This is a genomic window from Lachnospira sp. (assembly GCF_016290755.1).
GTDB classification, from domain to species: domain Bacteria; phylum Bacillota; class Clostridia; order Lachnospirales; family Lachnospiraceae; genus Lachnospira; species Lachnospira multipara.
In genome coordinates this window covers 1-13,496 of the sequence record NZ_JAEEVD010000062.1, presented here as the reverse complement: position 1 = coordinate 13,496, position 13,496 = coordinate 1, and the positions used below count along the sequence as shown (strand labels likewise).

Below are 13,496 nucleotides of genomic sequence, written 5' to 3'. Positions count from 1 at the left end.
CCTGTCAGAAGGGGCTTTAACCCCTTCTGACACTAGTAAGCTTTATACCCCCGCTTAAAGCTTACGCTTTTGAAGCGGGGGATTGCTTACACTGCGTTCAAAAAGGCGAACCCTTAAGGGTCCGCCCATTTAACACATACTAATTTAGGTAATTTTTATTCACTTTTTATTAGTTATAAGAAGCTAAAGCCACTAAGCTTCTTCTTGAATATGTAACCAGTCTAAATTACGCTTCCTCTTGTACGAATACTCCATAAATAGTTCTAATTGCATCTTCAAAATACTTGTTTCTAACACCAATGATAATATTAAGCTCTGATGAACCCTGGTCGATCATCTTGATATTAATCTTTTCTTTAGCGAGCGCAGAGAAAATAGCGCCTGCAATACCCGAATTATTCTTCATTCCTCGTCCAACAACTGCGATTAAGCTTAGGTCTGACTCTAATTCGATTGTATCAGGATTAACTGCTCTATGAAGACCTGCAAGTACTTTCTGCTCTTTCTCCACAAATTCATCCTGATGGACAAAAACTGTCATTGTATCAATTCCTGAAGGCATGTGTTCAAAGGAAATTCCATTGTCTTCAAATACCTGTAATACCTTACGACCAAAACCGATTTCAGAGTTCATTAATTCCTTATCGATGCTGATAGATACAAAACCCTTCTTACCGGCAATACCTGTAATTGTATAACTTGGCACATTGCATGTTGTACCAACAATCATAGTTCCCTTATCCTGTGGTGCATTAGTATTACGAATATTGATTGGAATACCTTCCTTACGTACAGGGAAAATTGCCGATTCATGAAGTACTGAAGCTCCCATATATGAAAGCTCTCTTAACTCCCTGTATGTAATTACATCAATTGACTTAGGGTTCTTAACTATTCTTGGGTCAGCAGCCATAAATCCAGAAACATCAGTCCAGTTCTCATAAACATCTGCTTTAACAGCACGCGCAACAATTGAGCCTGTAACATCTGATCCACCTCTTGAGAAAGTCTTGATTTTGCCATTGGCTAATACACCGTAGAATCCCGGAATAACGGCTCTTTCAACCTTGGCAAGTTTCTTTTGTAGTGTTTCATTTGTTTTCTCTGAATCGAATTCCCCGTTCTTATCAAAGAAAATCACTGTTGCTGCATCAATAAATTCATATCCTAGGTATTCAGCCATTATAATACCATTTAGATACTCGCCTCGTGATGCTGCATAATCACTACCTGCAAGATTCTCAAAATTTTTCTTTATAGTCTTGAACTGGTCCGCTAAGCTTAGCTTTAAACCAAGTCCCTTGATGATTTCGTCATATCTCTCCTTAATTGCCTGAAGAGACTTATCTATATTCTTTCCATTTTCAGCTTCTGCGTAACATTTGTAAAGCATATCTGTTACCTTAATATCCTCTGAAAATCTCTTTCCTGGTGCAGAAGGAACTACATATCTTCTTTCTTCTTCTGCTCTGATAATATTACCTACTTTTTTAAACTGTTCAGCACTAGCAAGTGAACTACCACCAAATTTAACTACTTTAATCATTGTTTCTCCTTCATCAAATTCCATTTATATGTCTTATTTTTACAAAAGTCTATATCTTGTTTTTGTAAAAATGTTATGTCACATTTTTGCAAAAATTAATTTAAAACTGTATCATCAACTCTAATTCTTGTAATCATATCAAGCTTAGAAACTGACTCATTAAATTCTTTTTCTGTCATCTTCTCAGTAAAGAATGCAAACTCATCTGTTAATTCGTTTAATTCTACGACATTAATTTCTCCTGAAAATGCATCCATTGCCTTCTTAGTATCTTTACCCTTAACTCTTACAAAAAAAGCTCTTACCTCATCATTAGTATCCCCTAAATCTAATTCTTCTTCTGACCAGAAAACTTCCTGATGATTGCTTAGATTCTTTACACAATCTACAACGTCTGCACATACAGCAGCTGCTGTTGGCAACTTACCAGCTCCTGAACCAAAGAACATCAAGTCTCCTACCATGTTACCATTTACATAAATGCCATTTAAAACGCCATTTACATTATATAATGGGTGGTTCTTATCAATCATAAAAGGTGCTGTGATTGCATAGACCTTACCATCTTTAACATAGCTGCTTGCAAGTAATTTAATTACACAACCAAGCTTCTTAGCATAAGCAAAGTCTTCGTTAGAAATCTTAGTTATACCTTCGCAAGTTACATTCTTAAACTTAACAGTCTTTCCTGAATAAAGGGATGTAAGAATTGAAATCTTACGACATGCATCATGTCCTTCTACATCAGCTTCAGGATTACGTTCTGCATAACCAAGTTCCTGTGCTTCCTTTAAAACATCTTCATAAGAAGCACCTTCCATGCTCATCTTAGTTAAAATGTAATTAGTTGTTCCGTTCATAATGCCTGTAATCTTGTTAACCTTATCTGCTGTAAGGCTTGTGTTAAGCGGACGAATAATTGGAATTCCACCACCAACTGAAGCTTCAAACATAAAGTTAACATTCTTTGACTTAGCAAGGGCAATTAGTTCAGGTCCCTTTGCTTCAACTAAAGCCTTATTAGATGTGCACACGCTCTTACCTGCTTCAAGACATGCCTTAACAAACTTGTATGGTACATCTACGCCGCCCATAACTTCAACAACTACATCAATTTCAGGATCATTAACGATTAAATCAATATCATGTACAATCTTTTCCTGAATTGGATCTCCTGGGAAATCTCTTAAATCAAGAACTGATTTAACTACTACCTCTTCTCCTGCCTTTAGCTTTACTGAATCTGCGTTACGTTCTAGAACTTCTACTACGCCAGAACCTACTGTGCCGTATCCTAATACTGCAACCTTTGCCATTTACCTTGTCCTCCTAATTAACATTTACTACATATCGCCTATAAATCTATTATCTAAATTACTACTATCTTAATTACTACTATCTAAATTAAATTGACTTAACTATTATCTAACTCCCTATAAAGTCGCATCTGAGCTTAGAATCTTTAGATATCTTACCCCGTGTAGGGCTTCAATTTCCTCAATCATCTTTGATGGGTCGAGGGTTTCTTGTAAGATTTCTACACTTAAGGTTAATGATGCAACACCATTAACTGGAATTGTCTGATGAATTGTTAATAAGTTAGCCTTAAAATCTGCCACCTTCTTTAAAACAAGAGAAAGAATTCCAGTTTCATCATTCATTGATAATACAAAGGTAATAGTCTTACCCTTAACATTATCTCTAAATGGGAAAATATCATCTTTATACTTGTAATAAGAACTTCTACTAATCCCCACTTGTTCTGTAGCATCTGCTACGCTTATATTACTTGATTCTATAAGTTTGTTAGCTTCAGCCACCTTTAATAAAACTTCTGGCAGGGCCTTTTGCTTAACAACATAATACTTAATGTTCTCATCCATAATTTCACCCATGTTTTTGTTTTTCTACGAAAGACAACTGTCTTTCGTAGAAAGAATATTAACATATATATTTGAATTATGCAAGGGAAAATACTAGAAAAATCATATTTTTTCACATAAAAAACCCCTCGTGAAACGGGAGAGAAAAAACACGAGGGGTGTATTTAAAAATAAAGCAACAGCTTTATCTTTAAAACCATATTAAATTGTCTGGGGTTCCTTCTTCCTTTTAATAGTTCCGGGGCTATGATTGGGGAAAGCCCCGGATCCTTGGGGGAGAGGGAAAGACAATAGGGGCTTAGGGGAACCTCCCATTGCCTTTATATATGCAAGATACGGCGGGGGGAGGATTGCCATATCCTACATCTAAAAAGTCCTAAGACTTAATAGCAAATTAAAAATATAAATTGTAATAATAATTATGCTTTTAATGCCAAGCGACAGTCTGCCTTATCAACGTTTGGGGACAAGCACATATCCTGTCGCTTAAGCACTGTAAAATTGAGTAACTTCTACTTTAACCATTGGTTAAAGTCTTCTCTTAACGATGACTTTAAATCAGCCTATTCGCTAACTTAGGTTTCATCTTGTAGGATATTCAAATTTAGCTTATATACAACCTTGTAACATTAATTCATAAATATTGCTACCCAGTAATACTTACCTGCTGAGTCTTGTGCTACTCCCACACCAACTCTTGTATATTTAGAACTTACCATACAATTATAGTGAGCCTGTGAATTATGCCATCCAGTTACAATATCTGCTGGAGTTGATTGGTATCTTCCCATTACCTCTCCAAAGCTACCATACTGGCCGTAGTAGTAGCATATTGTCTTAGCTTCTTTTAAGCTACCATCAGATGCATAGAATGGTCTTCTATGATGTCCACCTGAATAGTCAAAGAAATCATTATCAGCATTCTCTGCTGCTCTATGACAAGCCATTATTGTTAAGCTGCTATCGTATGATACTGCTGCTTGACCAACGGCTGCTCTTTCCTCGTTAATAAGGTTATAAACCTGTTGAATATATGATGAATAAGCACCTGCATTAGTTGCTGCCATACCATGATACTCATCGTCTGATCTATGAGCATTAATACTTAATTCTGTAGCTGCCTGAGTAGGAGCTTGTGTTGGTGCCTCTGTTGGGGCCTCTGTAGGAGCTTGTGTTGGTGCCTCTGTTGCTGCCTGTGTAGCTGCTTGTGTAGGCGCTTGTGTTGGTGCCTCTGTTGCTGCCTGTGTAGCTGCTTGTGTTGGTGCCTGTGTTGTTTCTTCTCGTGTTGGGGCTTCAGTCTGACTTTGTGTTGTTGATTCATTAGCGCTGCCAGTTGAGCCTACTACTGCTTTATATCCCATATCTGTCTCCTGCTCGTCTACATTGATCTTCCCTGTTCCTGTAGCTAACTCGCTTTCTCCTGCAACTGATCCGCTATTGGTTGTATCAGTTGTATTTGCTGCTGCCACACTCACTGATGCGCTCTTTTTTGAATTGTTGCTTCCTGCAACGTTAATTGCGATAAATGCACCTGTTCCCATAACTAAAAGTGCTGCAATAATTGATAAAAACTTTACATTTTTTCTAGAATTCCTCATAATCATATCTCCCATTCTCCACGCCAAGTTTTAAATGTTACATATGAGTACTAGATAAACATCTTACGTAAAAATCTTAAGCCATCCTGCTTATCTGACTCCCCGAGTCTTATTCGACCTCCATGTCTCATGCGACTTCCTTGTCCAATCCCTAGTAAGTTAACCTCCTTGTTAACTTAAAGATTACTTAAACAGTTGTTTAAAATAAAAAAGCACCCTTACCGGGTGCATAATAAACTTCATTATAACTTAGACACAACTAGTTTTTTACATCCCTGTAAACTTCCAGTTATTAAAAGTTAATCGAAATAAAGTGCAACCGGCTGTCGTTCCTTCGTCCTTGAAGGGTTAGACCCTTGGCTTTGCGTCCTTAGCTTTCGCTAAGTTTGCCAACATATTAAGTTCTCTTTCTATCTTAATTATACCAACAATATATCATATGTAAATAGTACTTTAGTACTATTTTTACACAAATTCGGATATTTTAGGGTTAGAAAATTATTTTGCAGATTTATTGACATTTTAAAAAGTACAATCCGCCCAGTTAAGGACGAATTGTACTTTGCTTATTAATTTTCTTCTATTATCATACACGTTCTCTATCAAAAACGCTAGCGTAATATTTCATTACATTAAGACATTTTTCATCAAGAGCACCTTTAGTCATACGCCACTTCCAGTTAGTTCCTGTGCTTGAAGGCATGTTAATTCTTGCATGATTATCAAGACCTAAAATGTCCCAGACGCCAAAAATTGTAAGGACTGCCACTGAACTATAGGCGGCTCTAAACATTTTATCCAAAAGCTCTTCCCTATTCTTAGTTCCTAAATAGTCAAAGGCGTAGGCAAGCTCGCTATCTGGCCTATCTTTAAAGAAGCCCACAATGGTTTCGTTATCATGGGTGCCTCCATAAACCACGCAATTTTTCTCATAGTTATAAGGCAAATGCGGATTATCCCTGCTACCACCAAATGCAAATTCAAGGACCTTCATGCCTGGATATCCGTTATATTCTAGAACTTCATTGACCTCTTCTAGATAGACGCCTAGATCTTCTGCTATAAGCTTCTTATCCCCAAGTTCTTCGTTAATGGCATCAAGAAGGGCTTGTCCTGGTCCTTTTTTGTAGCTTCCATTCTTTGCATTCTCGTCAGCCTCAGGAACTGTATAGTACTTTATAATGCCTAGGAAATGGTCGATTCTTATGACATCGTAGAGCTTGGTCTGCCATTTTACCCTATCTCTCCACCATTTAAAATCATCTTTTGCCATCTTATCCCAGTCGTAGAGCGGATTGCCCCACTTCTGGCCATCAGCACTAAAATCATCTGGTGGAACTCCTGCAACCTTAGTTGGCGTTAAGTTCTCATCCAATTGAAACTGCTCTTGGCCTGCCCAGACATCCACGCTGTCATAGCCCATATAGATTGGAATATCCCCAATAATTTCTATATCAAAGCTGTTGGCATAGGCCTTTAATTTATCCCACTGCTCAAAGAACTTATACTGGATAAACTGCCAGAAACATATCTCATCCTTTAGCTCTTCTTCCTTTGCCTTTAAGGCCTTTTCTTTTCTAAAACGAAGATCATCCTCCCAGCTTGCCCAGGATTTGTGGTCGTTTTCATCCTTTAAGGCCATATAAAGAGCGTAGTCTTCTAGCCATTTAGTTTCCTTTATGAATTTTGAAAATGCATCCGCTTTACTTTTGTCTGTCTTTATAAGCTCAAGGAAACGCTTAAAGGCAGTTCTTAGAATTGTATAGCGGTTTTTATACATTTTCTCATAACTAACGTATCTACTGTCCCCTAGTTTAATATCATAGGCTTTCTCATACTGTCCTAGTAGAGCTTGTTGCTCTGTTACTTCAACAGGGACAAAGCCATCGCCCCAGTCTAGGGCTAGTACCTCAGACTTTAAGAGTAACTTCTCCTCAATTAAAATGTCTAGGTCGATAAAATATGGATTTCCTGCATTGGCTGAATAGGACTGGTAAGGGCTGTCGCCGTAGGTTGTTGGGCCAAGGGGCAAAACCTGCCAGTACTTGTGCTTGCTCTCCTTTACAAAATCCACAAATTCGTAGGCTGCCTTTCCTAAGCTTCCTATGCCATAAGGCGATGGCAAGGAGCTTATGGGCATTAAAATTCCTGCACTTCTTTTAAATTTAGTCTTGTTCATTCTCCACCTCTTTATTAGCGGCCTCCTTCACCTTCTCGATGTCTGATAATTCTTCCTTTGAAAGAATGGCATCTACGTTTAGTAAAACCACTAATTTACCATTAATGTTGGCTACTCTGTCAAAAACCTCTTCACCTGGTTTTTTAGCTAATTCGGGCATTTCGCTAATGTTAGCGCTTTCCACATCCCCTATGTGTAAAACGCTATCTACTGTTATAGCTAATTTAGTATCTTTAGTTCTTATAACGATTATACTCTTATCGTCTGGATTAGTACTATCCCCGGCAAAAGTGAACTTCTTCTTTAAATCATAAAGAGGAATTACATCTCCTCGAAGATTAATAATACCTTCTACACAAGGAGATTCATTAGGTATTCTTACCACTTTTACCTGTTTTTCAATTGATAGGATTAGACTTATATCCACGCCAAAGAGATGTCCATTTAATGAGAAAACAACTGGTTTGATGTAACTTGCCATGTATTATCCTCCTTGAATTAGCCTTCCTTTATAAGGATTTGTAGCTTTTATTTCTCCCGTTTATAACTAAAAATATTATAGCACATTTTATTAATAGTGAGAATATATTAGAATTCATATTTAATTGTCAGTTTCTTCGTTTGCCTTCTGGCCTGTGCTTATATAGATTAAATAAGCATTGATAAATGGATCAATATCTCCATCAAGAACCATCTGAGCGTTTCCAATATCCTTGGCTGTTCTGTGGTCTTTTACCATAGTGTATGGCTGTAAAATGTAACTTCTAATCTGACTTCCGAAATTGATATCCTTAACGTCTCCTCGAATATCTGCAGCATTCTTTGCATTTTCCTCTTGAGCAAGTAAATACAATCTAGACTTTAACATCTGCATAGCCTTGTCTTTGTTTTGATGCTGAGAACGCTCATTCTGACACTGTACTACAATTCCTGTTGGAAGGTGAGTAATTCTAATGGCAGAACTTGTCTTGTTGATATGCTGTCCACCGGCACCACTTGAGCGGTATGTATCTATTCTTAAATCATCGTCGTTGATTTCAATGTCGATATCCTTGTCAATATCTGGCATAACATCACAGGAAACAAAAGATGTCTGTCTCTTGCCTGCTGCATTAAATGGAGAAATTCTAACTAGTCTGTGGATGCCATGTTCTGACTTTAAATGGCCATAGGCATTATCACCTGAGATTTCAATAGTTACAGACTTAATTCCTGCTTCTTCACCATCAAGGTAATCAATGATTTCATAGCTGTAATCGTGCTTTTCTGCCCATCTTGTGTACATTCTATAAAGCATCTGACACCAGTCGCAGCTCTCAGTTCCACCTGCTCCTGCATGAAGAGTAAGAATGGCATTGCAGCTATCATATTCGCCGGATAAAAGAGTTTCAATTCTTAGATTATCCATGTTAGTTTCTAGCTTACTAAGCTCCTCTTCTACTTCTGCTACAAGGGAAGTATCTTCGTCTTCTTCTGCCATTTCAATTAAAGTCTTAATGTCTTCAAGACTTTGCTTTAGGGCGTCGTAATTCTCAAAGCTAGACTTTAAGCTCTTTAATTCCTTCATCTCTTTATTGGACTTGTCGGGATTGTCCCAAAAGCCTGGAGCTTCCATATCTGCTTCTATCTCTTCTATTCTTTTTGCCTTAGAATCAAGATTTAGGGATTCTTTGATTCCATTAAGAGGTTTTTCTAAGGCCTCTAATTTTAATTTAAACTGATCATATTCAACCATATTAGCTCCTTTAACTTATCTCTTCCTTTAATTTACTTATTATCTTTTTATCAAAAATAATTTTAAAAAGCAAGGACAAATACTATGTCCTTGCCTTAAATCTTAATTATATCTAATTACTATTATGCTCTACCGCAGCAATTCTTATACTTCTTACCGCTTCCACATGGGCATGGGTCGTTAGGGTAAATCTTCTTATCTACTCTCTTAACTGGTGCCTTAACAGATGGACCGTCGTCCTTATTAGTTCCTGTAACCTTAGCAACCTGTTCTCTTTCAACCTTCTGCTCAACCTGTACATGCATAAGAAGTCTTACTGTATCTTCTGTAATGCCTTCTGTCATTTCGTTGAACATGTCATAACCCATCATCTTATACTGAACAACTGGGTCTTTCTGACCGTAAGCCTGTAAACCGATACCCTGCTTTAACTGATCCATATCGTCGATGTGATCCATCCACTTTCTATCAATTACCTTAAGTAAGATAACACGCTCGAATTCACGAATCTGCTCTGCTTCTGGGAACTGAGCTTCCTTTTCTTCGTAAAGTCTTACAGCCTTTTCCTTAAGGTCTTGCATAAGCTCGTTCTTAGTCTTTATATTCTCATCTGGATAAACCTTTGGAAGTGGAATTGTAGGAATTAATAATTCATTAATAGCTTCATAGTCCCAATCTTCGTAATCGGCATCTTCGTTGACTGTACGATTAATTACATTTTCAACAAAGTCAGTAATCATCTTAATGATTGACTTACGCATGTTCTCACCATCAAGAACCTTACGTCTTTCAGCATACATAATTTCACGCTGTTCATTCATTACCTGATCGTATTCAAGTAAGTGACTTCTGATACCGTAGTTGTTAATTTCAATCTTCTTCTGAGCTGATTCAATAGCACGGCTAAGCATCTTGTGCTCAAGCTGTTCGTACTCATCAACACCAAGTCTATTAAAGGTATTAATTAAAGTCTCCTGTGCAAAGAGTCTCATTAAATCATCTTCAAGAGATAAATAGAATCTTGATTCACCAGGATCACCCTGACGACCTGCTCTACCACGGAGCTGGTTATCAATACGTCTTGAATCATGTCTTTCTGTACCAATAATCTTAAGACCGCCTGCTGCTCTTGCTTCTTCATCAAGCTTAATATCAGTACCACGACCTGCCATGTTAGTAGCAATTGTTACAGCACCATGCTGACCTGCTTGAGCAACAATTTCAGCTTCCTGTTCATGGAACTTAGCATTCAATACGTTATGAGGAATGCCTTCCTTTGTAAGCATCTTGCTAAGTAATTCTGATGTCTCGATTGTAATTGTACCAACTAGGACTGGCTGTCCCTTAGCATGAGCTTCCTTAACAGCATTAACTACTGCTGCGAACTTACCTCTCTTAGTCTTAAATACTGCGTCGTTTAAGTCCTTTCTAAGAACTGGCTTGTTAGTTGGAACTTCTACTACATCAAGGCCATAGATATCTCTAAATTCCTTCTCCTCTGTAATAGCAGTACCTGTCATACCTGCCTTCTTAGCAAATTTATTAAAGAAGTTCTGGAAAGTGATTGTAGCAAGAGTCTTACTTTCTCTCTTAACCTTTACCTTCTCCTTAGCTTCAATAGCCTGATGAAGACCATCTGAATAACGACGACCTGGCATGATACGTCCTGTAAATTCATCAACGATTAATACTTCATCATCCTTAACTACATAATCCTTATCTCTATGCATAAGGTAATTAGCACGAAGAGCTAATGTTACATTATGCTGAATCTCTAAGTTTTCTGGGTCTGCGTAGTTGTCGATGTGGAAGAACTGCTCAACCTTGTGAACACCCTGTTCTGTTAAGTTAACAACCTTATCCTTCTCATTGACGATAAAGTCGCCATCTTCTTCAATTTCTTCCTGCATCATGTACTGCATCTTAGTCATCTCGCCCTTGTATTCACCCTTCTGTAACTGACGAGCAAGTACATCACAAAGCTCGTAAATCTTAGTAGACTTACCTGACTGACCTGAAATAATAAGTGGTGTTCTAGCTTCATCAATAAGAATTGAATCCACCTCATCGATAATACAGTAATTTAACTTACGTAATACAAGCTGTTCCTTGTAGATTGCCATGTTATCACGAAGGTAATCAAAACCAAGTTCGTTGTTAGTTACATAAGTAATATCACAAGCATAGGCTTCTCTTCTTTCATCTGGCTTAAGGTCGTGAAGTACAATACCTACCTTTAAACCTAAGAACTCATGAATCTTACCCATCCATTCAGCATCACGCTTTGCTAAGTAGTCATTAACTGTTACTACTAAAACGCCTTCTCCTGTAAGGGCATTAAGGTAAGATGGTAATGTACAAACAAGTGTCTTACCTTCACCAGTACGCATCTCAGCAATACGTCCCTGGTGGAGAATAATACCACCAATGATCTGTACTCTATAATGTTCCATACCAAGAACTCTCTTAGAAGCTTCTCTTACTGTTGCAAAAGCTTCTGGTAAAATGTCATCTAGTGTCTCCCCTTTAGCTAATCTATCCTTAAATTCTCTTGTTTTAGACTGCAATTGCTCATCAGATAGTTTACCATATTCCTCTCTTAAAGCCTCTACCTTATCAGCAATTGGAGTTATTCTTTTAAGCTCACGTTCACTGTGAGTACCAAAAATTTTCTGAGCTAATCCCATTATTTTACGCTCCTTTTAATTCCTCTAGTGCATCGTTTCAGCCAAATTAAGGCAAAAACGAAATTGGAAAATTTGCACAATTAACAAGTTTTCACACGTTTGTAATTGTAACATTTTGTTAGGTTATACGCAAGTTTTCAGGGGGCTATGAATATTAAATAAAGATAAAGAATACGAATATGGAACAAAGATAAAAAATAAAGATAAAGGGCATACTTAAAAATATAAGTATGCCCATAAATATTAATTATATAACTAAGTCTTCCTCTTCCTCTTATTTTAGATAACCAACCCAGTCTTTAGATTACCTAAACAGTTTTTGTTTAATTAGGATTGACTTAGCCAATTCACTAATTAAGTAAAATTACTAGTTAATACTAGTCTAATTCTGGTTCAATAAGACCATATGTGTTGCCCTTTCTCTTATAGACAACATTAACTTCTTCTGTCTCTGCATTAAAGAATACAAAGAAGTCATGGCCAAGTAATTCCATCTGTACACAAGCTTCTTCTGGATCCATTGGCTTAATGCCGAATCTCTTAGTACGGATGATCTTTACTTCTTCCTCATCCTCTACTTCCTTTTCAACGAATTCCTTAGTGAAGCTTGCATGATTGTTCTGCTTATCAACAATCTTGTTCTTATATTTCTTTAACTGACGTTCAATGACTTCTTCTACTAAGTCAATTGAAACGTACATATCATTACTTACCTCCTCGGCTCTAACGATATTTCCCTTTACAGGAATAGTAACCTCAATCTTCTGTCTTTCTTTCTCAACACTTAATGTAACATTGACTTCTGTCTCAGGAGCAAAAAATCTGTCTAACTTTCCTAGTTTATCTTCTACTGCTGACTTCAAACCCTCTGTAATATCAATATTTCTACCTGTTATAATAAAACGCATGATGTCCAACTCCTTTACATTAGATTGTCGTGGGAAAAACAACTTCACATGTACTAATATCAAACACCTCAACTAATATTCTCTTATATTAAATTATAGACTTACGTCCCCATGAATAAATGTTAATTGAAATGCCTAACCCCTTAAAAACCTCCTTAACACAAATCCCATATGTAAGTTTCACGACTGTTAGATACATGTTGTATCTTTATGTGTTTATTATACCATATTTACGTATTTAAACAAGTTTAGAACTTATGAACTTTATGTAAATTTTAGAACTGCTTTTCCACTTAGTTTTACCCACTATGTTGATAACTTATTTAAAGTTTTGGTTCTAAAGTACTAGTATATTTTTTGAAAATGTGGACAAGTCCTATAAGTCTTCTCCTAACTGGCTTTGAACTTGTGGATTATTTACTACCAGTGTGGATAAGTATATTTTTAATTAATACCATTGAACCAATTAGTTATGCTTATTTACTATTTTTAATTAAAAACTAGTACTAGGGTACCGCAAAATTGCTGGTTCATCTCTTAGTTAAAATGTCAAACCCTATTTTTAGATTCTCACTTTTTAACAAAATTCATTTCCTACTTTTAGGGGAATAAATTTAGGTTTAATATTCCACTTTTTAATTGTGGATAAAGTGGATAACTTTGTGGTTAAGTCCAAAAGCCCTTGAAATCAGGGCTTTTGCGCTGTGGATAAGTCTAAAGTTTCCACATTTATAATGTCAAGACTATTTTAAATAATTTTAATAGAAAGGATATTTTTTGTAAAAGATGCACAAAATAATAAAAATCAATAGTAACTTTTGTTATATTTAATCGTTCTTCTTTACTTTAGATATAAAAATCTAATAGAAATAATAAACATTATCAACAATAGAAAGCATATGCTTTGTGGATAAGTTTTCCACAATCATTATAGCTATACATTTTTAATGGCATAAATAG

General features: G+C 36.6%; 9 protein-coding genes and 1 riboswitch. All 9 genes read right to left on the bottom strand.

The window, feature by feature from the left end:
* Positions 1–226: 226 nt before the first annotated feature.
* Complete coding sequence (locus QVA17_RS11225; protein ID WP_027432178.1) at positions 227–1,546, bottom strand: aspartate kinase; 1,320 nt, start codon at positions 1,544–1,546, stop codon at positions 227–229.
* Between the two features lie 95 nt (positions 1,547–1,641).
* A complete protein-coding gene (locus QVA17_RS11220; RefSeq protein ID WP_287388965.1) occupies positions 1,642–2,862 on the bottom strand; it encodes a homoserine dehydrogenase in 1,221 nt (406 codons plus the stop codon).
* 117 nt (positions 2,863–2,979) lie between these two features.
* Positions 2,980–3,429: an ACT domain-containing protein gene (locus QVA17_RS11215; protein ID WP_103953529.1), complete on the bottom strand. Its 450-nt coding sequence runs from the start codon at positions 3,427–3,429 to the stop codon at positions 2,980–2,982.
* A 629-nt stretch (positions 3,430–4,058) separates the two neighbouring features.
* Entirely contained in the window at positions 4,059–5,027 is a 969-nt protein-coding gene (locus QVA17_RS11210) for a CAP domain-containing protein (protein WP_287388963.1), read from the bottom strand.
* A 311-nt stretch (positions 5,028–5,338) separates the two neighbouring features.
* Positions 5,339–5,428: riboswitch (cyclic di-GMP riboswitch) on the bottom strand.
* A gap of 185 nt (positions 5,429–5,613) precedes the next feature.
* On the bottom strand, positions 5,614–7,206 hold the full coding sequence (gene malQ / locus QVA17_RS11205) for a 4-alpha-glucanotransferase (RefSeq protein ID WP_287388960.1): 1,593 nt from the start codon (positions 7,204–7,206) through the stop codon (positions 5,614–5,616).
* Positions 7,193–7,687: a chemotaxis protein CheW gene (locus tag QVA17_RS11200; RefSeq protein WP_287388958.1), complete on the bottom strand. Its 495-nt coding sequence runs from the start codon at positions 7,685–7,687 to the stop codon at positions 7,193–7,195. The genes malQ and QVA17_RS11200 overlap by 14 nt, the downstream gene beginning before the upstream one ends.
* A 120-nt stretch (positions 7,688–7,807) precedes the next feature.
* Positions 7,808–8,941: a peptide chain release factor 2 gene (gene prfB, locus QVA17_RS11195; RefSeq protein WP_287388956.1), complete on the bottom strand. Its 1,134-nt coding sequence runs from the start codon at positions 8,939–8,941 to the stop codon at positions 7,808–7,810.
* 122 nt (positions 8,942–9,063) lie between these two features.
* Complete coding sequence (gene secA / locus QVA17_RS11190) at positions 9,064–11,628, bottom strand: preprotein translocase subunit SecA (protein ID WP_287388954.1); 2,565 nt, start codon at positions 11,626–11,628, stop codon at positions 9,064–9,066.
* Between the two features lie 377 nt (positions 11,629–12,005).
* Positions 12,006–12,536, bottom strand: a complete 531-nt coding sequence (gene hpf / locus QVA17_RS11185) for a ribosome hibernation-promoting factor, HPF/YfiA family (RefSeq protein ID WP_027432185.1) — start codon at positions 12,534–12,536, stop codon at positions 12,006–12,008.
* Between the last annotated feature and the right edge of the window lie 960 nt (positions 12,537–13,496).